Origin of the sequence: Nesterenkonia aerolata (assembly GCF_031470965.1) — a bacterium.
Classification (GTDB): Bacteria; Actinomycetota; Actinomycetes; order Actinomycetales; family Micrococcaceae; genus Nesterenkonia; species Nesterenkonia aerolata.
Window position 1 is genome coordinate 17,987 of the sequence record NZ_JAVKGR010000004.1, and the last position, 21,132, is coordinate 39,118.

Annotated in this window: 19 protein-coding genes and 1 tRNA gene; 11 read left to right on the forward strand and 9 right to left on the reverse strand. The window is 66.9% G+C overall.

What is annotated here, in order from left to right:
* Positions 1–70: 70 nt before the first annotated feature.
* Entirely contained in the window at positions 71–2,107 is a 2,037-nt protein-coding gene (locus RIL96_RS05145) for a bifunctional aldolase/short-chain dehydrogenase (protein WP_310547943.1), read from the forward strand.
* 28 nt (positions 2,108–2,135) lie between these two features.
* Positions 2,136–3,602: a rhamnulokinase gene (locus RIL96_RS05150; RefSeq protein ID WP_310547944.1), complete on the forward strand. Its 1,467-nt coding sequence runs from the start codon at positions 2,136–2,138 to the stop codon at positions 3,600–3,602.
* A gap of 17 nt (positions 3,603–3,619) precedes the next feature.
* On the opposite strand, the gene nadE is transcribed toward RIL96_RS05150, so the two are convergent.
* Positions 3,620–4,444 carry an NAD(+) synthase gene (gene nadE, locus RIL96_RS05155; RefSeq protein WP_310547945.1) on the reverse strand — a complete coding sequence of 275 codons (825 nt, stop codon included), beginning with the start codon at positions 4,442–4,444 and terminating at the stop codon, positions 3,620–3,622.
* Positions 4,445–4,817: 373 nt separating this feature from the next.
* Positions 4,818–5,609 (reverse strand): GAP family protein, encoded by a 792-nt coding sequence (locus tag RIL96_RS05160; RefSeq protein WP_310547946.1) that lies wholly within the window; start codon positions 5,607–5,609, stop codon positions 4,818–4,820.
* Positions 5,610–5,727: 118 nt separating this feature from the next.
* Between RIL96_RS05160 and RIL96_RS05165 the strand changes: the two genes are divergently transcribed.
* Both RIL96_RS05165 and RIL96_RS05170 read left to right on the forward strand, forming a co-directional pair.
* Entirely contained in the window at positions 5,728–7,092 is a 1,365-nt protein-coding gene (locus RIL96_RS05165) for a sensor histidine kinase (RefSeq protein ID WP_310547947.1), read from the forward strand.
* Positions 7,082–7,783 (forward strand): response regulator, encoded by a 702-nt coding sequence (locus tag RIL96_RS05170; RefSeq protein ID WP_310547948.1) that lies wholly within the window; start codon positions 7,082–7,084, stop codon positions 7,781–7,783. The genes RIL96_RS05165 and RIL96_RS05170 overlap by 11 nt, the downstream gene beginning before the upstream one ends.
* Positions 7,784–7,831: 48 nt before the next feature.
* On the opposite strand, the gene RIL96_RS05175 is transcribed toward RIL96_RS05170, so the two are convergent.
* The 3 genes from RIL96_RS05175 to RIL96_RS05185 form a co-directional block, all read right to left on the reverse strand.
* Entirely contained in the window at positions 7,832–9,529 is a 1,698-nt protein-coding gene (locus tag RIL96_RS05175) for a dihydroxyacetone kinase subunit DhaK (RefSeq protein ID WP_310547949.1), read from the reverse strand.
* A 39-nt stretch (positions 9,530–9,568) separates the two neighbouring features.
* Positions 9,569–10,162, reverse strand: a complete 594-nt coding sequence (gene pyrE / locus RIL96_RS05180; RefSeq protein WP_310547950.1) for an orotate phosphoribosyltransferase — start codon at positions 10,160–10,162, stop codon at positions 9,569–9,571.
* 407 nt (positions 10,163–10,569) lie between these two features.
* Positions 10,570–11,418 (reverse strand): CPBP family intramembrane glutamic endopeptidase, encoded by an 849-nt coding sequence (locus RIL96_RS05185; protein ID WP_310547951.1) that lies wholly within the window; start codon positions 11,416–11,418, stop codon positions 10,570–10,572.
* A gap of 140 nt (positions 11,419–11,558) precedes the next feature.
* On the opposite strand from RIL96_RS05185, the gene RIL96_RS05190 reads away from it, so the two are divergent.
* Together RIL96_RS05190 and RIL96_RS05195 are read left to right on the forward strand one after the other, a co-directional pair.
* Entirely contained in the window at positions 11,559–12,239 is a 681-nt protein-coding gene (locus tag RIL96_RS05190; RefSeq protein WP_310547952.1) for a TrmH family RNA methyltransferase, read from the forward strand.
* 162 nt (positions 12,240–12,401) lie between these two features.
* Positions 12,402–12,474: transfer RNA gene (locus RIL96_RS05195), tRNA-Ala, on the forward strand.
* Between the two features lie 111 nt (positions 12,475–12,585).
* Here RIL96_RS05195 and RIL96_RS05200 read toward each other — a convergent pair.
* Together RIL96_RS05200 and RIL96_RS05205 are read right to left on the reverse strand one after the other, a co-directional pair.
* Positions 12,586–12,792 carry a hypothetical protein gene (locus RIL96_RS05200; RefSeq protein ID WP_310547953.1) on the reverse strand — a complete coding sequence of 69 codons (207 nt, stop codon included), beginning with the start codon at positions 12,790–12,792 and terminating at the stop codon, positions 12,586–12,588.
* 83 nt (positions 12,793–12,875) lie between these two features.
* Positions 12,876–13,580 carry a hypothetical protein gene (locus tag RIL96_RS05205; protein WP_310547954.1) on the reverse strand — a complete coding sequence of 235 codons (705 nt, stop codon included), beginning with the start codon at positions 13,578–13,580 and terminating at the stop codon, positions 12,876–12,878.
* A 445-nt stretch (positions 13,581–14,025) separates the two neighbouring features.
* Between RIL96_RS05205 and RIL96_RS05210 the strand changes: the two genes are divergently transcribed.
* Positions 14,026–14,982, forward strand: coding sequence for an L-lactate dehydrogenase (locus RIL96_RS05210; RefSeq protein WP_310547955.1), 957 nt, complete (start codon positions 14,026–14,028; stop codon positions 14,980–14,982).
* A gap of 17 nt (positions 14,983–14,999) precedes the next feature.
* On the opposite strand, the gene RIL96_RS05215 is transcribed toward RIL96_RS05210, so the two are convergent.
* Positions 15,000–16,859 carry a heavy metal translocating P-type ATPase gene (locus tag RIL96_RS05215; RefSeq protein ID WP_310547956.1) on the reverse strand — a complete coding sequence of 620 codons (1,860 nt, stop codon included), beginning with the start codon at positions 16,857–16,859 and terminating at the stop codon, positions 15,000–15,002.
* Positions 16,859–17,377: an acyl-CoA thioesterase gene (locus tag RIL96_RS05220; protein ID WP_310547957.1), complete on the reverse strand. Its 519-nt coding sequence runs from the start codon at positions 17,375–17,377 to the stop codon at positions 16,859–16,861. The genes RIL96_RS05215 and RIL96_RS05220 overlap by 1 nt, the downstream gene beginning before the upstream one ends.
* A gap of 91 nt (positions 17,378–17,468) precedes the next feature.
* On the opposite strand from RIL96_RS05220, the gene RIL96_RS05225 reads away from it, so the two are divergent.
* From RIL96_RS05225 to fbaA, 4 genes are all read left to right on the forward strand, one after another.
* Entirely contained in the window at positions 17,469–18,218 is a 750-nt protein-coding gene (locus RIL96_RS05225) for an HAD-IA family hydrolase (protein WP_310547958.1), read from the forward strand.
* Positions 18,219–18,340: 122 nt separating this feature from the next.
* Positions 18,341–18,682 (forward strand): YqfO family protein, encoded by a 342-nt coding sequence (locus RIL96_RS05230; protein WP_310547959.1) that lies wholly within the window; start codon positions 18,341–18,343, stop codon positions 18,680–18,682.
* Positions 18,679–19,947 carry an MFS transporter gene (locus tag RIL96_RS05235; protein WP_310547960.1) on the forward strand — a complete coding sequence of 423 codons (1,269 nt, stop codon included), beginning with the start codon at positions 18,679–18,681 and terminating at the stop codon, positions 19,945–19,947. Before RIL96_RS05230 ends, RIL96_RS05235 begins: the two co-directional genes overlap by 4 nt.
* Positions 19,948–20,034: 87 nt before the next feature.
* Positions 20,035–21,057, forward strand: a complete 1,023-nt coding sequence (fbaA, locus tag RIL96_RS05240) for a class II fructose-bisphosphate aldolase (protein ID WP_310547961.1) — start codon at positions 20,035–20,037, stop codon at positions 21,055–21,057.
* Positions 21,058–21,132: the final 75 nt, after the last annotated feature.

Here is a 21,132-nt window from a genome sequence, read left to right on the forward strand (position 1 = left end):
TGTAGGAGAGCGATGTGAGCATCCCGATCCCGACAGCTTCTACAGACATCAGATGAGAGGAACTGAGGCCATGACCCACCCACAGGTGCGTGAGCTGATCGACAGGTCCAACAGACTGGGCTCCGATCCGAAGAACACCAACTACGCCGGCGGAAATGCCTCTGCCAAGGGAACGTCCCAGGACCCTGCGACCGGGGAGGAGGTGGAGGTGCTCTGGGTGAAGGGCTCCGGAGGAGATCTCGGCACCCTCACCGAGGAGGGGCTGGCAACACTGCGCCTGGACCGGATGCAGGCCATGGTCACCACCTATCCCGGTGTAGAGCGGGAAGATGAGATGCAGGCCCGCTTCGACTACTGCATGCACGGCCGGGGCGGAGCCGCACCTTCCATCGACACGGCTATGCACGGGCTCGTGGACGCGGCGCACGTGGACCACCTGCACCCGGACTCCGGTATCGCCGTGGCGACGGCCGAGGACGGGCCCGAGCTGACCAAGAGGATCTTCGGGGACAAGGTGGTGTGGATTCCCTGGCGCCGTCCCGGCTTCCAGCTGGGCCTCGACATCGCGGAGACGAAGCGGGACCATCCGGATGCGGTCGGCTGCATCCTCGGCGGGCACGGGATCACCGCATGGGGAGACACCTCCCAGGAGGCTGAGGAGCACTCACTGTGGATCATCGACACAGCCCAGGCGTACATCGACGCCCACTCGAGCCCAGAGCCTTTCGGCGCGCAGGTGCCTGCTCGTGCGCCGCTGCCGGAAGCGGAACGGTGCCGGAAGGCGGCAGCCTTGGCTCCGGTGATCCGCTCCCTTGCGGCACAGGACCAACCGCAAGTGGGGCATTTCACCGACGACCAGAGGGTACTGGAGTTCCTAGCCTCTGAGAAGCTCCACAGCCTCGCGGAGCTGGGCACATCCTGCCCCGACCACTTCCTCAGGACCAAGGTCAAGCCCCTGGTCCTCGACCTCCCGGCAGATGCGACGCTCGACGAGTCAGTGGCCCGCCTGCGTGAGCTTCACTCGGAGTACCGTGCCGACTACCAGGCCTACTACGACCGTCATGCTGAGCAGGACAGTCCTGCCATTCGCGGTGCGGATCCGGAGATCGTCCTTGTTCCCGGCGTTGGGATGTTCAGTTTCGGCAAGGACAAGCAGACTGCTCGTGTGGCTGGTGAGTTCTATCTCAACGCGATCAACGTGATGCGTGGGGCAGAGGGCATCTCACGTTACGCGCCGATCGAGGAATCGGAGAAGTTCCGGATCGAATACTGGGCCTTGGAGGAGGCCAAGCTGCGCAGGATGCCGGCGCCCAGACCGTTGGCCAGCAAGGTCGCTTTCGTCACTGGGGCCGCCTCAGGAATCGGTCGAGCGATCGCCGAACGACTGGCCGCCGAGGGTGCGGTGGTTGCCGTCGCGGACCTCAACCCGGAGAAGGCCCGTGAAGTGGCAGCGGAGATCGGAGGGCCGGACAGGGCTGTCGGCGTTGCTGTCGACGTCTCTGACGCCGAAGCGGTGGCTACAGCTCTAGAGGAGACCGTACTGGCCTTCGGGGGGCTCGACATCGTTGTGAACAACGCTGGTCTGTCCCTATCCAAGCCGCTCTTAGAGACCACTGAAGCCGACTGGGATCTCCAGCACGATGTCATGGCCAAAGGCTCGTTCCTGGTCTCCCGAGAGGCAGCACGCATCCTCACCGCACAGGGACTCGGCGGCGACATCATCTACGTCTCCTCCAAGAACTCCGTCTTCGCGGGACCGAACAATATCGCCTATTCAGCGGCCAAAGCGGATCAGGCACATCAGGTCAGGCTTCTCGCCGCAGAGCTCGGCGATCATCAGATCCGGGTCAACGGCGTGAACCCGGACGGTGTGGTCCAAGGTTCCGGGATCTTCGCTTCCGGATGGGGCGCCGACCGGGCGAAGACCTACGGTATCGAGGAGAAGGACTTGGGCCGGTTCTACGCTCAGCGGACGATCCTCAAGCGTGAGGTGCTGCCTCAGAGCGTGGCAGATGCCGTGTTCACCCTCGTCGGGCCGGATCTCCGACACACCACGGGGCTGCACGTCCCCGTTGATGCCGGTGTCGCAGCGGCGTTCCTGAGGTAGCCGGATGACGGGTAGGACTGCAACGAATATGACGACGGCGCAGACTGCCGTGAGAACAGGTGATGGCGGGATGTTCGCGGCGGTGGATCTGGGCGCCTCGAGCGGACGCGTTGTGCTGGGGCGGATCGGGCGCGGTGAGGTGGAGCTTCGTGAGACTGCTCGCTTCCGCAACGGTCCGGTCCGCCTCCCGGACGGGCTACGGTGGAACATTCTCGGCCTCTACGACAACATCCTCAGCGGGCTGGGGCAGGCACATCGTATGGCACGTGCTGACGGTGGACTCGTCTCGGCGGCGATCGATTCCTGGGCGGTGGACTACGGACTCCTGAGCCGTCGTCGTGGACGTACGACGATGCTCGGAGTGCCGTTCCACTACCGTGACGACCGCACCGCACGCGGTGTTGCTGCCGTCGAGGCCCGAGTGCCGTTCGCCGAACTCTATGTCCGCAACGGACTCCAGTTCCTACCGTTCAACACCATCTACCAGTTGGCGGCCGACGAGCTGCGTGAAGCAGCCGACCAGGCGCTACTCATCCCTGACCTGCTCGGATACTGGCTCACCGGAGAGGCGATCACCGAGGCCACGAATGCGTCGACGACAGGCCTGTTGTCGGTGGCGACGGGAGATTGGGACGAGGAGCTGATGGGTCAGTTGGGGATCCCCGCCGATCTGTTCCCTGAAGTGAGGCCGGCGGGGACCCGCATCGGGCATACACGGAAGGAGCTCTCCGATACCTTCGGAGGAAGCAGGCTCACGCTGACCTCCGTGGGGTCTCACGACACCGCCTCCGCTGTGGTCGGTGCCCCGTTGGAATCAGCGCAGTCTGCCTATATCTCCTGCGGAACCTGGGGGTTGGTCGGTCTTGAGCTGGGTGCGCCGGTGCTCTCTGATGCGGCGCGACAGGCGAATTTCACCAACGAGGGAGGTGTCGATGGTCGTACTCGGTTCCTGACCAATGTGATGGGCACCTGGCTGCTCTCTGAGACGCTGCGTGCCTGGGAACAGGAGAGTGGCGTGACGCCGGACCTCTCCGAGCTGCTGCAGGCCGCTATACGGGTTCCCGAACACCGGATCGTCGAGTTCGATGTGCAGGACGCACGTTTCATCCCTCCCGGTCATATGCCTGACCGCATAACTCAGTGGTGCCGGGAGCGGGACATACGACCACCGGAGGGACGAGCCGCCGTGGTTCGGAGTATCGTCGAGTCGATCGCGGCGGGCTTTGCAGAGTCGGTGCGGCAGGCGGCTCAGCTGGCAGGCCGTCGTGTCGAGGTGATCCACATGGTGGGAGGAGGCTCTCAGAACGAGCTCCTTTGCCGGAGCACTGCCGAGCGTAGCGGCCTTCCGGTGATGGCGGGCCCCGTCGAGGCGACTGCCCTTGGCAACCTCTTGATCCAGGCGAGGACTGCGGGCCATCTAGACGGAGATCTCGGGGATCTTCGAGATCTGATCAGACGGACCCACCAGCCCACGGTCTATCGGCCGCAGTCCTGACCGTCGGTGGGTTGTCCTCAGTTTCGCCACCAGTCGTCAGCGATGCTCACCGGCGTCGTACGTTTGTGCCGAGTAGCCCGCCAACGAGCTTCAATGGCGTGGGCGACCGTCTCCGGGACCTCACGGCCCTCCAGATAGTCATCGAGATCCTCGTAGCTGATGCCCAGCTCATCCTCATCGGTGCGGCCGGGGATGCCATCGAGCAGATCCGCAGTGGGCACCTTCTCGGCCACGGCCTCTGGAGCCCCGAGGTGATGCAGGATCTGCCGGACCTGGCGCTTATTGAGGGTGAACAGCGGCAGCACGTCGGCGCCGCCGTCGCCGTATTTGGTGAAGAAGCCGGTCACCGACTCCGCCGCGTGATCAGTGCCGATGACGACGCCGCGGTGCTCACCGGCGATCGCATACTGGGCGATCATCCGTATCCGTGCCTTCACATTGCCGCGGTGGTAATCGCTCAGCTCTGCACCGAGACTCTCCCGATATGCGGCGTCGAACCCGCGCACCGGCTCGGCGATGTTGAACGTGTGGGCATGATCTGGGCTGATGAATTCCATGGCCGCCGCCGCATCGGCCTCATCATGCTGCACGTCATAGGGGAGCCGCACGGCATGGAAGCTGGCGCGCCCACCCTGAGAGCGGATCTGCTCACCAGCCAGCTGGCAGAGCCGCCCGGCCAACGTGGAGTCCACCCCACCCGAGATGCCCAGCACCATCGACTCAGCGCCGACCGCGGCCATATAGTCCACGAGGAAGTCCACCCGGCGGATGACCTCCTCTGCCGGGTCGATCTGAGGGGCGACGCCCATCTCCTCGACGATCACACGCTGCAGCTCACTCATATCGGCGAGTCTAGTGTCCGCCTGTGACATCGATGTGAACCGCTGTCGCTGGTCTGGTCTTGCCTGCTCTGAGCTGGTTCTGCGGTGTCGTCGCAGCGGCAGTCGCACCATGAACACCCGCCCAGCTGAGGGCGTGTTCCATTCCTGCTCCATCGAGGGAGAGAAAATTGCTGAGACTCGCCGAAATCCAGAACCAGATTCTCTCCTTCGGTGGAGAGGCCGCCTGAACCGATCATTGAGGGAGAGAAAATTGCCGCAACACGCCGAAATCCGGCACGAGTTTCTCTCCCTCGATGAGGTGAGGTGAGGCGGGGTGAGGGAGGGCAGGGGCCCGGCGACGCGGGGCAGGGGTCCGGAGAGGCAGGAGCACTGGTCAGGCGGTGAGAGCTGAGATCAGGCGGCCCCCGGCGTTGATGACCAGGACGACGCCGAGGATTCCGATCGCCCAGGCCGCCATCCCCGCAGAATGCTTGGAGAAGAACCGCTCCAGCCGGCTCAGCATCGGCCGCATGGTGTGGTCGGCCACCAGGCGCAGCACCAGCAGCACCAAAGCCGGCAGCACCATCACCACGCAGTAGTACACCACCCAGCCGGCCGAGGCCGGCAGCCCTGGGCCGTACGCCCCGACCAGTGCCATACCCGCCAGATAGGGCAGCATCGTCGCCACCTCCACGGCGACGGCGACCCCGGCAAGCCCGACCAATGGAGCCAGACGCGGGGCCTCACCACCCATCACCCGAGCACGCCACCGTACAATCCGTCCCTCGCCCGACTCTGCCTCCTCACGACGACGGCGCTGCTGCCGCTGCCTCCCCGCGGCGGTCATCGGATCCAGGTGCTCGCTGTAGACGATGAGCCCCACGCCCAGCAGGGTGATGACGAGCAGCCCCGGCGTTGAGGCTGCGGCGCCGAGGAGCAGCTCACCGATCCTGTCCCGCAGCGCCTGCGCACCGAGCAGCAGGGCCACGCCGATAAGCGCATACGCCCCTGACACGGTCCCGAGATAGACCAGCATCCGCCCGGGCCGCACCCGCCCCGGAGTCATCAGCAGCCACAGGGGGATCAGTAATGTGCCGAACGTCGTGGAATCCAGGAGGGCCAGTACGGTGAGAACCCCGGCCAGGCCCTCCTGGGCGATACCGTCGAGCTGAGGGAGCATATCCATAGCCTCAGCCTTACCCGCGCGGAATACTCTGTGATCGGGCGAAAGGATGAGGCGAGGACCGCACCGCTCCGCCTTCGGAACGAGGTCTGCCGCCGCCCGGCTGTGGTCGAATATCACCATGAGGTCCCCGATTTCTCACCGGCTCCGGCTGGCGATCGCCCATCTCTCGATCGCCGGGGTGCTGCTCGTCGTTCAGGGCTCACTCTTTCCAGCGGCCTGGCTCAGCGCGCTGGGTCTACCTGCTTCTCCGTGGTGGCACGCGCTGACCCTGGCAGCTATGGGCGGAGTTATGCTGCTGAAGTACACCCGTCCCCTCACCGCCCTCGGGCTCGGTACCGGAGTGCTGCTGATCGATCTCGGTTTCGGTGCGGCACTGGGCCTGTGGCTGTGCTTCACCGATCTCATCTACTACGCCGGGCTGCGGGGAGATCGCCGCATGCTGCGCGGCATCGAGCTCAGTGCCCTGTTGGTGACCCTGTTCGGTGTCGCCGTCCCGCTCGGGCTGGGCTGGGGTCTCGGCGAGGCCATCAACATGGGACTGCTGATCGGAGTCATTCTTCTGCTGCCGCTGTGGTGGGCCACCGAAGTGCGGATCGGCCACCCGCTCGGCCCTTTCTCCGAAGAGCGCGAGGAACTGGAGGCGGAGCGCAGCCGACTCCGCCGCCGGGAGCAGGAGCTCGGCCGTCAGGAGGCGGTGATCGCGGAGCGCCGCCGTATGGCCCAGGACCTGCACGACGGCGTCGCCGCACATGTCTCAGCGGCGGCGCTGCGCTCCGCCGCTGCCCTACAGAGCGCCCCGGACCCCCAGCGCGACCGCGAGGCGCTGGCAGCAGTGCGCGCCACGAGCCTCTCCGCGCTGGAGGATCTGCGCTCGATGGTGACGCTGCTGCGCGACGGCGGCGCCGCACCGGAGAACTGGGGTGCGGTGCAGAGCCCGTCGCAGGCGGTGGAGCGGGCCCGCGAACTGGGTCTGACCGTGTGCCTCGAGGGCGAGGAGCTCGACCTGCTGTCCGACGCAGTGGCCGGTCCGGTGCTCCACGAGGCGCTGATGAATGTGCTCGCCCACGGGGACTCCGCGCAGCCGGTCACGGTCAGTGTCACCGCGGGGGACGCACGGGGTGTAGGCGGTGCAGGACGGAGCCGCAGTGGGTCGGCGCCATCGCACCGGCAGGTGACGGTCACCTCCTCGCGAGCAGACGCCGAGGGTGCTGCCCCGCAAGTACCGTTCCTCGCCACAGGCACGGGGCTGGAATCGATGCGCGCGAGGGTCACCCGGCACGGCGGCGAACTCCATGCCCAGGCGCAGGGAGAATCCTGGGTGGTGCGCTTCACAGTGCCGGTCGCGGTGCCGATCACGGTGCCGATCGCGGTGCCGGTCGCGGTGCCGGTCGCGGTGCCGGCAGGGTCCGATGACGCAGGGCGGCCAGAGCACCCCAGCCACCGCAGCTCCAGTGCAAGGGCAGGCGCAGCACATGACAGCTGAGACTGGCGATCACGCCAAGGCCGACAGGATCACCGTGGTGCTGGCCGATGACCACAGCTCCGTCAGGGCCGGACTGCGGCTCATCCTGGAGACCGCCGAGGACGTCGCCGTCGTGGGCGAGGCGGCCGACGGCCCCACAGCAGTCGCCCAGGCGCGGGCTCTGCGTCCCGACGTGGTGCTCATGGACGCCCGGATGCCCGGCGGTGATGGGATCGCTGCGACCCGGGAGATCGTCGCTCAGGAGCTTGCCCAGGTGCTGATGCTGACCACTTTCGACGTCGACGAGGTCGTCTTCGGTGCCCTGCGGGCCGGTGCCGCCGGATTCCTGCTGAAGTCGGCGGAGCCCGATCAGCTGCTCGACGGCGTCCGAGCGGTGGCCCACGGCGACGGCGTCGTCGCACCGGAAGTCACCCGTCGGGTGCTCGAGGCGTTCGTGGCGGCGCCACTGAACGCGGAGACTGCCCAGGGTGCTGTGCCGTCAGCTCCCGCACCGCCGCTCCCCGGGCTCACCGAGCGGGAGACAGAGGTGCTCGCCGCCCTCGGGAAGGGCGCCTCGAACGCTCAGATCGCCGCGCAGCTAACCGTCAGCCTGCCCACGGTGAAGACTCATGTCTCGAATGTGCTGACGAAGCTGCACGTCACCACCCGCATGCAGGCAGCCGTCATCGCCCGCGAGCACGGCTTGGCCTGATCGAGAACGGTCTGGTCTGATCCGCATCACTCCAGGCCGAAGTCCGTCTCAGCCCTCCAAGGAGTCGCTCAGTGCGCGAAACAGCTTCGCGATGGCCACTGCGCCCGCATCCTGGGTGTCCCGTGCCTTGTACCCAGGGACATAGGCCGCCCGCCCGGCCTTCGCCTCCAACTCCGCAGTACCGCGGGCACCCTGCGCCGCAGCGTCGGCCGCCTCGGTGAGGCCACCGCCCGAAGCCAGTACCCGGTGGGCTGGTATCAACGCATCCAGCATGGTGCGGTCGCCCTCTGAGGCGCCGCCGTGATGCTGCATCGATGCAATGCCCGCGCCCAGAGCCTCCGCTCCGGAGGACCCCTCCGCTAGGGCCCGCGACGCTGCCGTGGCGAGGATCGCCAGCAGCACTCCGGAAGAGCCACCCATCCCCGTCTCCAAAGCACGTGCCATACGTGCCAGCCCGGCAGCAGGGTCAGCGAACCCCAGTCCGCCGTCCTGCAGCAGCGCGGACACCGAGGCTGCACCGGCGCTGAATGTGGTCCCGGCATCGGCGTCACCGGCCACCCGGTCCAGCTCATCGAGCTCCTCCTGTGCGGCGATCAGCGCGGCACAGGCGTTGTCCGCCGCGGCCTCCAGACGACCATCGGTCGAGACCTGCCATACTGAGTTCCCATCAGAGTCCTCACCGGGGCCCTCGCTCCGACTCTCATCTGGAGTCTCAGGAGACTGCCCGCCACCGGACCGACGCCGCGGTGGAGTCAGCGCCACGGCCGGAACCCAGGCCGGTGCGGAGCTCGGTGCATCCACCGCCTCCAGAAGATCAGGCCGTGCCGGAGCCAGAGTCACCGAGAAACCATGCATATCCAGAGAGCTCATCGCCCGCACCGGGCCGATGAACCGGCTGATCCGTTGCTGGCCTAGCTGGCGGATCACTTCATGAGCCAGAACCAGACCTTCCTGCGGAGAGCAGCCACCCAGATCATTGAGCAGCACCACGAGTCCAGAACCCTCATCGATCGTCTCCGGTGCCACCGCGGACAGTACCGCGGCGACGGCGTCGGAGGCGCCCTGCACCTCGACCGGCTGGGCACCTGGTTCATTGTGGATGCCCAGCCCCAGCTCCGCCCCGCGAGAGGTATCGGTGCTTGCACCGGGCAGCCTCGCGGCACGCAGGGAGAGCCCGATGGTCGACAGTGACTGCGCCACACGCCGCGCCCCTGAGGCCACCTCCTCCAGCGAGGCTCCCGAGGCGGCCAGGTGCCCTGCCGTCTTATGCACCAGCACAGTGCCCGCCAGTCCGCGAGGCTGATCGATCTCCGGCAGGGCGACGTCATCGCTGACCAGCACCGTCTCCACGGCGTAGCCCTCCTGCCGGGCACGTTCGGCGGCAAGCCCGAAGTTCAGCCGGTCGCCGGTGTAGTTCTTGATGATCAACAGGCAGCCTGCCGGTCCGGTGACGGAGCGGATCGCCTCCAGCACCGCACTGACCGGCGGTGAGGCGAAGAGTGATCCGGGTACGGCAGCGGTGAGCATACCCTCACCGATGAAACCGACGTGTGCGGGTTCGTGCCCAGAGCCGCCGCCTGAGATGACGGCCACTTGGTCGTCACCGGGGTCGGTCCCGGGTTCGTGCCCGGCTCGGATGACCACCGCCGTCCCCTCAGATGTGGCCAGATGTTCCAGCTCGGTGGTCTGCAGCAGCGCCGAGAGCATGTCATCGACGAGGGTCTCTCGCGAATTGTAGAACGCCATCGCTCCTCCTCAGGTCAGTGGGTCATCTCCTGATCCGCATCACTCCAGGCCGAAGTCCGTCTTGGAGTAGGCGTAGTGGTACGGCACACCGGCAGCCTCACGGATGTGCTCGGCGGCACCGGTGTCCCGGTCCACCAGCACGGCGACGGCCTGGACCTCCCCGCCGGCGGCCCTTACGCCCTCCACAGCGGTCAGTGCGGAACCTCCCGTCGTCGAGGTGTCCTCCAAGACGACGACGCGGCGGCCCTCCACCGACGGGCCCTCCACCTGCCGACCCATGCCGTAGGACTTCTGTGCCTTGCGGACGACGAAGGCGTCGATCGCCCGGCCCTGCGCGGCGGCCGCGTGCATGATCGCAGTGGCGACCGGGTCCGCGCCCATGGTCAGCCCACCGACGGCGACGTAGTCCGCGCCGACCTCATCGAGCAGGCGCATCATCACCCGCCCCACCAGCTGCGAGGCCTCATGGTGCAGCGTGACCCGCCGCAGATCGACGTAGTAGTCAGCTTCCTTGCCGGAAGACAACGTGACTTTGCCGCGGATGACGGCGAGCTCGTCGATGAGCTGCCGCAGGCGCTCGCGGTCAGATTCGGCGTCAGCGGGTTTGGGGGATGCGGTGGAATCAGCGGTCATGTGAACATCCTAGCGACGGGGCTCAAGCCCTTGGCCGCAGGGTCAGGCGGGTCCATCGTGACATCTGCTCAGGAATGACCATTGACAGTCTCGCCACGCTCTGCCACATTGTTACCGGCGGGTAGGACTTGGGTCCACGCGCTGAACCGAAGAAGAGACAGATGCGGCGGTCCACATCCCGCATCATGCGGGGGAACGGGCGCCGTCGAACGGAAAGGTGGACGTCATGGACGCTGGAACGTTCATCGGTCAGATCGTGCAGGGTGTGACCCTGCTCGGTGAATTCCTCTCCAACATTCTGGGGGCGTTCGGTCTCTGAGTCTGGGAGGCCTCGGCGGCGGATCGCTGTCGCCGAGGGTGCGCCGGGGTGTTCATGATCTCGTCATCATGGCACCCCGGCGTTCTCGTCAGGACCGGATGGTGCGAGCCTGGCGGGGCAGTACGGCATGGAGGCCACGCGCGATCAGGAAGACGATGATCGGGCAGGTGAACACCATGATGTAGAGCAGCGGGGAGACCTCGTGACCCCCGGCACCGAAGAGCAGGACCTGCGCGAAGGCGAAGCAGCTCTGCAGCGAGTGGGCCACCATCGCCGCCGTCATCGATCCGGTGATCAGGTAGACCAGGCCGAAGGCGATGCCGGTGAGGACGAAGGACGCAGCCTCTCCGGCGCTGAGCGAGGCGCCGAGGTGAGGCATTGCGAAGGCCAGCGAGCTGACGAGGATGGAGATGATCCCGGCCATCACGGTCCGCCCGCGCCGGGCCAGTGCGTCATGGATCGGGCGCATGATCGCCCCGCGGTAGAGCAGCTCCTCACACACCGGGGCCAGGACCACGGAGGCGAAGAGCAGCGCCGCGGCCGGCAGCAGTGCGCCGCCGAGACCCATCTCTTCGAAGTATCGGGAGGCGCCATCGGGGTCGGTGCCCTGGCCGAGCGTTAGCAGCCAGAAGCCCAGGTGCGAGATGACGAAGACGACGACCAGCAGCAGGACCTCACGCAGTCCCAGCGACTTCTTCAGGCCGAGGTCCAGCGTGGTGGGCCATCTCCTCGACAGCAGGCCGATGACCCCGAGCGACAGCACGGCGAAGGCGATGAACTGCGCGGGCACGAGCAGCGCCATGACCGTCTCATTGTCACCGGCCCCCAGGAGGCCGCCGAGCACGGGCAGCAGCGAGGCGATGATGATCGTGAACATGGCCGGGATGGCATACCAGGCTTTCCACGTGGTCAGATGATCGGCGAGGCGGTTCTTCATGGGCGCAGGGGCTCCTTCGGTGTTCTGGCAGGCGGGGGATGATATGTCCACGCTAGGTGCTGCACAGTGGGCGGCACATCGTCCCTGGGGATTAACTGGGTGGTCACTGGATCACCCTGAAGGTGCATACGCTGGTCAGCATGAATGACGAGTCAACGGCCGTGCCGCGCGGTGAATCGAGGCCGGACGACGCATCACCGGCTGGCGTTGCTGCTGCGGCGCGGGAGATCGGCGTCGGGCCCTGGGAGGGTCCGTGGCCCGAGGGCGCTCACTGGGATCCGCAGCTTCTGGCAGAGGGTGACCGGCGCAACGTCGTCGACGCGTACCGGTATTGGCGCCATGAGGCCATCGTCGCGGATCTGGACTCCCGGCGGCACGGGTTCCACGTGGCGATTGAGAACTGGCAGCACGATTTCAACATCGGCACGGTGGTGCGTACGGCCAACGCGTTTCTGGCTGCTGAGGTGCATATCGTCGGGCGCCGGCGGTGGAACCGGCGCGGGGCGATGGTGACCGACCGCTACCAGCATGTGCGCCACCACAGTTCTGTGGAGGAGTTTGTGGCCTGGGCGGATGACGCGGGGGTGCCGGTGCTCGGCGTGGACCTGTTCCCGGAGTCGAAGCCGATCGAGAGCTACCGGATGCCGCGTGAGTGTGTGCTGGTCTTCGGACAGGAGGGGCCGGGGCTCTCCGAGCAGATGCGGGTGGCTGCGCGGGAGACGCTGTCCATCGCACAGTTCGGCTCCACGCGCTCCATCAATGCCGGAACCGCCGCCGGCATCGCGATGCACACCTGGATCCGCCAGCACGCCACCCCCTGACTATCGAGTCTCCCTGGGGTTGTGAGTTCTCCCGCCGTATGTTCCACGGGATACCTCACAAAGCCAGGGATACTCGATCCCTGGGGCCGATCTGACGAGTGCCGGGTGGACGCGCTACGCTGGTGCACCTGACGGTTCGGCGAGGACGATCGCCGACCGTGCGGGGCTATAGCTCAGTTGGTAGAGCGCGTCGTTCGCATCGACGAGGTCAGGAGTTCGATTCTCCTTAGCTCCACATAAAATTCCCCGGGACGAGGGCTGTCCTCAGATTGGCCAGGACTGTCCCCACGGAGAACCCAGGATGCTGTCATGGCCAGCATCGAGACCCGCACCCGGAACCCGCCGCTCACGCCAGCGGCAACCCCGAGGTGCAGTGTGTGGCGCGGTCGTGAAGTTCGATCAGACGTTGCTCATCGAGCGTCGGCCAGGGACCGGTGGTGCTCACCAGTTCGCACACCGCATAGCCCTGGGAGGCGGCCTCGTAGTCGCGCACCCAGTCGCGCTGGAGATCGGTCCCAGACCACCACGGGGCGGAGCTGTGGACTTGGCGCATCCCGATCCGCCACGGTTTCGGAGTCAGGCGCGCCCGGTAGCACTCCTGCACCCGGCACAGCCTCGTGTACAGCGCATCGCTGGTCAGATCCTCATGATCTGTGCGGCACGGTTGCTGCGCGGGGGCGCTTCAGCCCCGGTGATCAGCACTCGAAAACCATTGCGCGTGCGATAGGTGCGCACACCCAGCTCAGGATTGCGCGCGGCGAACTGTCCGATCAGACCGGTGATCCGCTCGACCTCCCGGCTCAAGCGCTCCTCAAAGCTGACATCCGACGGGCTGCTCGCAGTGGCACCAGCTGTCGGGTCCGTCGGGCTCGTCGATCCCAGCTTCTCAGCGGCGGTGCTGCGCCGGAACAGCCACCCCAGTAGACCGTGACCGCGGGCATTGACCTTCTCAACGCTGCGCCGTGCCCGACGTCCCGTGTCCGGACCCTGGCCAGTCGCGGGAACGGCGAGGTCCACATCGGTGATCAGTACAGCGTCCGTGTTGAGGATCGCGGCGCCGTAACGGTTACGGGTGATGGCGGCGACCAGTCCGACGTCCTCGCTGCGGATCTCCTCCAGCAGCTCCTCGGGGAGCTGTCTGTCCGGGTAGTACCAGCCGCGCGGTGTATCGCCGTCGGGCCCACCGGAGGCGACAAAGCGGGCCAGGCGTTCACGCGCGTTGCGCTGCGCATCCTCTTCCGAGACGAGGGAGGACCCGGTGATTGTCATGTCCCAGGTGGTGCCGCCGTGGAAGGTGACGGTCTCGTGATACTGAGCCCAGTACGGAGGGATCGGTTTCATAGCACGACGGTACCCGGATGCACCTGCCGCTTCAGATTCAGAGGGAACTCCCAGGCTATCTGGGGGTCCCACTCAACCTACGTCCCTAGAGTAGGGAATGCCTCAAAGGTGCGAGTGATACAGACAGACCCCGTATCGACGTCAACGGCGTTCCCCTCACGCTGTCGATACGGGGTCTGTCGCTGTCTGCGGCCGGATTTGATGCCCCGTGGACAGTGTGACCGGAGCTTCCGCTATGTATGTGCGTCGTCCTGTCCATATATCTCAGCCCGACGCACGTGCATAGCGGAAGCTCAGCGATGGGGGAGTAGTGCACTGACTATCCGCGACTGACCGGGGCCGGTCTGACCGGCCCCGTACGGTGTGACTGGCGCGGATGTTCTGGCTTGAGAGGCCGGTCACGAACCCCTTGACCCCTGGTCTGACCATTGCGGAGGATCGAGATATGAGGTCACAGAGCAATTCGAAACTTGCAGTCATCGGCGCCGGCGCCGTCGGCACCTCAACGGCCTACGCAGCGCTGATCCGCGGCAGCGCGCGGCATGTCACCCTCTACGACATCAATACCGCCAAAGTCGACGCCGAAGTGCTCGACCTCGCCCACGGCAGCCAATTCACCGGGGTCGCCGACGTCGACGGTGGCGACGACATCTCCTGCGTGGAAGGCGCGGACATCGTGGTGATCACTGCCGGAGCGGCTCAGCGGCCGGGGCAGACCCGCCTGGATCTCGCCGCCACGAACGTCGACATCCTGCGTGATCTCATGCCCCAGCTCGTCGCCCACGCCCCGGAGGCCGTCTACCTGCTGGTGACCAACCCCTGCGATGTGCTCACCGTGGCCGCCCAGCAGATCTCCGGACTGCCCGCCCAGCGAGTCTTCTCCTCCGGCACGGTGCTGGACACCTCCCGGCTGCGCTGGCTCCTTGCCCAGCGTGCCGGGGTAGCCCGTGCCAGCGTGCACGCGCACATCGTCGGTGAGCACGGTGACAGCGAGTTCGCGCTCTGGTCCAACGCCAGCATCGGTGTCACGCCCATCCTGGACTGGACCCGTGATGGTGAGCTCGCATTCACTGCCGAGCAGCTCGATGAGGTGACCGAGGAGGTGCGCAACGCCGCATACCAGGTCATCCAGGGCAAGGGGGCGACGAACTACGCCATCGGCCTCTCCGCGGCGCGTATCGTCGAGGCGGTGCTGCAGGACCAGCACGCCGTGCTGCCGGTCAGCACCGTGCAGAGCGGCCTGCACGGAATCGAGGGTGTGGCGCTGTCGGTGCCGAGCATCGTCTCCGCCACGGGCGCAGAGCCGGTGCTCACCACTCCCATGTCAGACGCAGAGATCGAGCAGCTGCAGGCCTCGGCCGCCACGCTGAAGTCCTCGCAGCAGGCGCTGGGCCTCAGCTGAGGGATCACCGTCGACGGTTATCGAACCCCTTCACCTCCGGCCGATTCCCGTGAACTGCGCCCGCCGCGGCGTGCTCGCAACGCGTAGAGGATGCACGCCAGGTCCACCAGCTCCTGGGTCAGCGCCCCTGCCACCGCGGGGATGTGCCCGAAGGCCGCGATCACCATCAGCCCTACGCTGAGCACCACACCGATCCAGATCGCCGTGATCGCCACCCGGACAGTATGCCGTCCGATGTCCACGGCATCGACCACACGGCCGATGTCGTCGCGCAGGATCACCACATCCGCTGATTCTGAGGCCGCGGTCGCACCCCGGGCACCCATGGCGACGCCGACGTCGGCGGCCGCCAGCACCGGAGCGTCGTTGACTCCGTCACCGACCATCATCACCGGATGCGGCATCTGGCCGAGCAGGCGGACCTTGTCCTGAGGCAGCAGCTGGGCATGGACCTCCTGGATCCCGGCCTCTGAAGCCAGAGACTGTGCTGTGGCTGCGTTGTCCCCGGTGAGCATGGCGATCTGCTCCACCCCCGACGCACGCAGGGTGCTGACAGTGCTCGGTGCCTCCGGCCGCAGTCCGTCGCGCAGCACCAGTGAACCGGCGAAGGTACCGTCCACTGACACTGCCACGGCTGTCTCACCGAATGAGAGAGCCGGGAACTGTGCCCCAGGGTCCAGCTCCTGGATGAAGCTCAGCTTCCCCACACGGACATCACGGCCCGCGATCATCGCACGGACCCCGTTGGTCGCCGTCTCCGTGGCCTCGGACCCGGATGCCGGCTCCATGCCTCGTGCCGCGGCGGCGCGCATGATGCTCGACGCCAGCACGTGGGAGGAGAACTGCTCGGCCGAGGCGGCCAGGTGCAGCAGCTCATCCTCCTCCATCGCCTCGACCGGATACATGGCCACCAGCTCCGGCCGCCCCTGGCTCAGCGTCCCCGTCTTGTCGAAGGCGGCTGCCCGCAGCCTGGCCAACGATTCCAGCACGACTCCGCCCTTGACGATCACACCGGCCTGCGCCGAGCGGCTCATCCCACCCATGAACGCCACCGGGGCGGCGATCAGCAGGGGACACGGAGTGGCGAGCACCAGCACCTCCGCGAAGCGCACGGCCTCCCCGGAAAGCCACCATGCGATCCCTGCGATCGCCACAGATACTGCGGTGAAGGGCAGCGCGAAGCGGTCGGCCAGACGGACCGTCGGTGCCTTCGACGCCGCGGCTCCTGCGACCAGTGACACGATCTGCTGGTACTGGGAATCGGCGGCGGCAGCAGTGGCCCGCATCCGCACCGCCAGATCCCCGTTGAGCGCACCAGACATCATGGCATCACCACGGACGTGGTCCACCGGCAGGCTCTCTCCGGTCAATGAGGACTCGTCGAGCCGGGCTATCGGATACTGCAGCTCACCGTCGACCGGTACCACCTCGGAGGGTCGGACCAGCAGCAGGTCACCCACGCGCAACTCGTCGACGTCGATCTCCTCGACCGTTTCTCCGCTCAGCCGATGTGCCCGGCGCGGAGATCGATCCAGCAGGGCTGTGAGCTCGTGGCGGGCTCGTCCGGCGGCGAAGTCTTCCAGCGCTTCACCCCCGGAGAGCATGAGCACGATGATCAGCGAGGCGAGGTATTCGCCCACGGCGAGCGTGGCGATCATGGCCATCACCGCGAGGATGTCCAGCCCCCAGTGGCCGCGCATGACGTCGCGGACCATATCGACCGCCGTCAGTACTACGATCACGGCGACATAGCCGGTCGCTGTCCACTGTGCCGGGGCGGGAAGCCCCATCGCCAGCAGGCCGAGTACGACAGCACCTGCTATCAGTGTCCACGCCACCATCGGGTACTGACGTGCGGCTCTCAGGATTCGCTCCATCAGTGCCTCCCCGCGCTGAAGGGCGACTCCCCACGATGGGCCGCCAGGGCCTGGCGCTGCTCGGAGCTCAGCCGCATGAGCTGAGCGCTCGGTGCGTGGAAGAACGCCAGCTGGGTTTCGGCGATCACACGCCGGGAGCCGTCGTAGCCGTCGAGGATCTCATAGGCGAGGGTCAGCCCGGCGCCCTTCAGGGCGGAGACCCAGACGAGGACCGTCGCGGGAACGTCGCGGTATTGGAGCACCGCGAGGTACCGGATGCGGTGCTCCACCACCAGCGCTTGCGTGCCCTCCGGCAGATCGTTGAACAGCGGCACGGCCGGAGCATGCACAGGTGACCCCGTGAAGGCGGGGGATCCGAAGGCGCGGACCCGGGCCTCCTCCAGCAGGCGCAGGACCTCCACATTATTGATATGCCCGTAGGCGTCCATATCTCCCCAGCGCAGGGGGACCTCAGTGCGCAGGCGAACTGGACCGGGGGAGGACACGGGCGCGGCGGGTGCGTCGTCGCGGGTGCTCATAGTCTCAGCTTAGGCCGGACCAGTGACAGGGACCGTCAGTTGGGAGATGATCTGAGGACGGCATCCGAGGCCGTCTCAGATCGGAGGATCCATGTCTCTCACCCTCACTGACTACGACGCCCTGAGCTTTGACTGCTATGGCACGCTTATCGACTGGGAGGCCGGCATCGCCGCGGTCATCGGTCCCTGGGCTCGTCGGCACGCCCCTGACCTGACCGATGAGCAGGTCCTCGTCGCCTACTCGGAGAACGAGGCCGCCGTGCTGCGCGAGACTCCGCGCATCCTCTACCCGGACGCCCTGCGGGAGGCCTTCCGCCGCACCGGTGAGACCCTCGGATTCCCGGTCACCGACACTGAGGCCGAGGAACTGGGCACCTCCGTGCCGAACTGGCCGGCCTTCGACGACTCCGTGGAGGCGCTGACCGTCCTCAAACGGCACTACCGCCTCATCATTCTCTCCAACGTGAACCGCGACGGCTTCGCAGACTCGAACCAGCGCCTGGAGGTGGAGTTCGACGACATCCTCACCGCCGAGGACATCGGTTCCTATAAGCCGAACCCGGCGAACTTCGAGGCCCTGAACTCCCGGGTGGAGGAGCTGGGTATGACTGGACGCCTACTGCACGTCGCCCAGTCACTGTTCCACGACCACGTCCCGGCCCAGCAGTTCGGGCTCCCCGGGGTCTGGATCAACCGCCGCCACGACCGCCCCGGCTGGGGCGCGACCCCGGACCCGCGGGCCGAGATCACTCCTGATGCCGAATACCCCTCGCTGATGGCCTTCGCCGAGGCCGTGGAGGCTGCGTTCTCAGGCCGAGCGCTGCGGAGTCAGGAGCGATAGGCGCACCGTTCCGCTACACATGTGGTTCGGGCTGCGCCATATGACGAGCCCGAACTACATCCATAGCGGAAGCTCCACGCATTCCGTCCAGAAGCGTGCCTCAGCACCGATACGGTGGAGCCATGACCCCACAGACTGAGCTCGTCGTGATCGTCGTCTACGTCCCGCACACCGATGCCGAGGCCGTACGCGCCGCCCTGGCCGAAGCCGGGGCCGGGGCGATCGGAGACTACCGAGGATGTTCCTGGTCCACCTCCGGGCAGGGCCGGTTCACCCCGGTGGAGGGCGCTAACCCCACGATCGGGGGCATCGGCGTTGAGGAGACCGTACCTGAGGACCGCATCGAGGTCATCGCCGCGCGCAGCGATGCCCGCCGCATCCTCGAAGCCATGATCGCCGCTCACCCGTACGAAGAGCCTGCCCACCACGTCATCCCGGTGCTCAGCGCTGCCGAGCTGCCGTGAGTCACGCCCCGCAGACGCCCGATCAGCCCCGGATCCCCACGCAGGACGACGGCCCCACGGTCCTGCAGGTCGCCGGTCCGACCTATTTCCCGGTCGCCCTGATCGCCCGGTTCCCCTATGCCATGATGGTCGTCGGCGTCCTCACCCTCGTCGTCTCCGCCCGCGGCTCGATGTCTCTGGGCGGGCTGACCTCGGCGATGGTCGGCCTCGGCACCGCCGTGTGCGGACCGCTGATCGGCGCGGCCGCCGACCGCTTCGGCCAGCGCCCGGTGCTGCTCATCGCCGGTGCTGCTTCCAGCCTCACCCTGCTCGCCCTGACCCTGGTGGTCTACTCCGATCTGCCCAGCGACGCGGTGCTCGCCGCCGGTGTGGCCGTGGGCGCCACCGCCCCGCAGGTGCCGCCGCTCTCCCGCAGCCGCTTGGTCGGGATCATCTCCACCCGGCTGCCGAAGCACCGGCATGTGCGCAGCGTGAACTCCACGATGGCCTACGAATCCGCCGCCGACGAGCTGACCTTCGTCTTCGGGCCGATGATCGTCGGCCTGCTGGCCACCACCATGCACCCGGCCGCGCCCATCATCGGTGCCGCGGTGATGACGCTGCTCTTCCTCACCTGGTTCGCGGTCCACCCCAGTTGGTTCCAGACCCCGAACTCGACCGGTGAGCAGGCCGTCGTCTCGTCGGTCTCCGCGCTCTTCGCCCCGCGTCTGCTGGTGGTCTTCGCCGGAGTGCTTGGTGTGGGGATGGTCTTCGGATCGGTGCTGACCTCGCTCACTGCGGTGCTCGGCGACGCCGGTCACGCCGAGCGCGCCGGGCTGCTCTACGGGGCGATGGGCGTGGGCTCGGCGGTCTGCGCGCTCGCCGTGGCAGCCCTGCCCGACCGTTTCTCCCTGCGCAACCGGTGGGTGGTCTTCGCGGTGATCCTGCTCATCGGGTCCGTCGGGCTCTCCGTGGTGGAGACGCTGCCCGGCATCATCGCCATGCTGGTGCTTCAGGGGATCGGGGTCGGCCCCACGCTCGTCACAGTGTTCAGCTTCGCGGCCCGCCGCACCCCTGAGGGACGTTCGGCCACGGTGATGACGATGGCGAGCACCGCGGTGGTCGTCGGTCAGTCGGCCGCCGCCGCGACCACCGGTCAGATCGCGGAGAGCTTCGGCAGCGCGGGCGCGATCAGCGTGCCCATCGCCGCAGCGTGCGTGGTGACCGCCGCTGCCCTGATCAACCGCGCGTTCACCCGCCCCTCATCGACGGGCCGGATGGTGTGAGCCGTCCCACGACTGCATCGGCGGGCGGCGGTTAGGATTGAAGGCGGACATCGAAATCCAGTCTGAGTCGACGGCAAGGAGCCTGAAGTGGCCATCGCAACACCGGACAAGTACACCGAGATGATCGACACCGCCAAGGAGAAGGGCTTCGCCTTCCCCGCGGTCAACGTCACCAGCTCGCAGACCCTCAACGCGGCGATCCGCGGCTTCGCCGAGGCGGAATCCGACGGCATCATCCAGGTCTCCACCGGAGGTGCCGAGTACTGGTCCGGCCCGACGGTGAAGAACATGGTCACCGGCTCGCTGGCCTTCGCCGCCTTCGCCCGCGAGGTCGCTAAGTCCTACGGGGTGAACATCGCTCTGCACACCGACCACTGCCCGAAGGAGAAGCTCGACGGCTTCGTGCTTCCGCTGATCGAGGCCTCTGAGGCCGAGGTCGCCGCTGGGCGTGACCCGTTCTTCTCCTCGCATATGTGGGACGGTTCGGCGGAGACTCTGGAGGAGAACCTGCGGATCGCTGCGGAGCTGCTGCCGCGCACCGCTGCGGCGCAGCAGATCCTCGAGGTGGAGATCGGCGTCGTCGGCGGTGAAGAGGACGGCGTGGAGAACGCCATCAATGACAAGCTCTACACCACCTTCGACGACGCCGCCGCCACGGTGGAGGCCCTGGGCCTGGGGGAGAAGGGCCGGTACATGACGGCACTGACCTTCGGCAATGTCCACGGGGTGTACAAGCCGGGCAATGTGAAGCTGCGCCCGGAGATCCTCAAGGACATCCAGGACCAGGCTGGTGCCAAGTATGGCAAGGACCGTCCCTTCGACCTCGTCTTCCACGGCGGTTCGGGCTCCACCGAGCAGGAGATCGCTGACGCGGTGAGCTACGGGGTCATCAAGATGAACATCGACACTGACACCCAGTACGCCTTCACCCGTCCGGTGGCTGACCACATGTTCAGCAACTACGACGGTGTGCTGAAGGTCGACGGGGAGGTCGGCAATAAGAAGGTCTACGACCCCCGGGTCTGGGGCAAGGCCGCCGAGGCCGGGATGGCGGCGCGCGTCGTCGAGGCCTGCGAGCGTCTGGGCTCGGTGGGCAAGACCATCGGCTGAGGCCTCCGCGCACGGCTGCTCCGGAGCGTCCGATCCCCGCTGCTGGGGTTCGGGCGCTCCGCCGTTTCCAGGCAT

Bases quoted from the DNA above. Each gene is read 5' to 3' on its own strand.
- RIL96_RS05145 (WP_310547943.1), top strand. From the start codon at position 71: ATGACCCACCCACAGGTGCGTGAGCTGATCGACAGGTCCAACAGACTG.
- RIL96_RS05150 (WP_310547944.1), top strand. From the start codon at position 2,136: ATGACGACGGCGCAGACTGCCGTGAGAACAGGTGATGGCGGGATGTTC.
- nadE (WP_310547945.1), bottom strand. From the start codon at position 4,444: ATGAGTGAGCTGCAGCGTGTGATCGTCGAGGAGATGGGCGTCGCCCCT.
- RIL96_RS05160 (WP_310547946.1), bottom strand. From the start codon at position 5,609: ATGGATATGCTCCCTCAGCTCGACGGTATCGCCCAGGAGGGCCTGGCC.
- RIL96_RS05165 (WP_310547947.1), top strand. From the start codon at position 5,728: ATGAGGTCCCCGATTTCTCACCGGCTCCGGCTGGCGATCGCCCATCTC.
- RIL96_RS05170 (WP_310547948.1), top strand. From the start codon at position 7,082: ATGACAGCTGAGACTGGCGATCACGCCAAGGCCGACAGGATCACCGTG.
- RIL96_RS05175 (WP_310547949.1), bottom strand. From the start codon at position 9,529: ATGGCGTTCTACAATTCGCGAGAGACCCTCGTCGATGACATGCTCTCG.
- pyrE (WP_310547950.1), bottom strand. From the start codon at position 10,162: ATGACCGCTGATTCCACCGCATCCCCCAAACCCGCTGACGCCGAATCT.
- RIL96_RS05185 (WP_310547951.1), bottom strand. From the start codon at position 11,418: ATGAAGAACCGCCTCGCCGATCATCTGACCACGTGGAAAGCCTGGTAT.
- RIL96_RS05190 (WP_310547952.1), top strand. From the start codon at position 11,559: ATGAATGACGAGTCAACGGCCGTGCCGCGCGGTGAATCGAGGCCGGAC.
- RIL96_RS05200 (WP_310547953.1), bottom strand. From the start codon at position 12,792: ATGCGCCAAGTCCACAGCTCCGCCCCGTGGTGGTCTGGGACCGATCTC.
- RIL96_RS05205 (WP_310547954.1), bottom strand. From the start codon at position 13,580: ATGAAACCGATCCCTCCGTACTGGGCTCAGTATCACGAGACCGTCACC.
- RIL96_RS05210 (WP_310547955.1), top strand. From the start codon at position 14,026: ATGAGGTCACAGAGCAATTCGAAACTTGCAGTCATCGGCGCCGGCGCC.
- RIL96_RS05215 (WP_310547956.1), bottom strand. From the start codon at position 16,859: ATGGAGCGAATCCTGAGAGCCGCACGTCAGTACCCGATGGTGGCGTGG.
- RIL96_RS05220 (WP_310547957.1), bottom strand. From the start codon at position 17,377: ATGAGCACCCGCGACGACGCACCCGCCGCGCCCGTGTCCTCCCCCGGT.
- RIL96_RS05225 (WP_310547958.1), top strand. From the start codon at position 17,469: ATGTCTCTCACCCTCACTGACTACGACGCCCTGAGCTTTGACTGCTAT.
- RIL96_RS05230 (WP_310547959.1), top strand. From the start codon at position 18,341: ATGACCCCACAGACTGAGCTCGTCGTGATCGTCGTCTACGTCCCGCAC.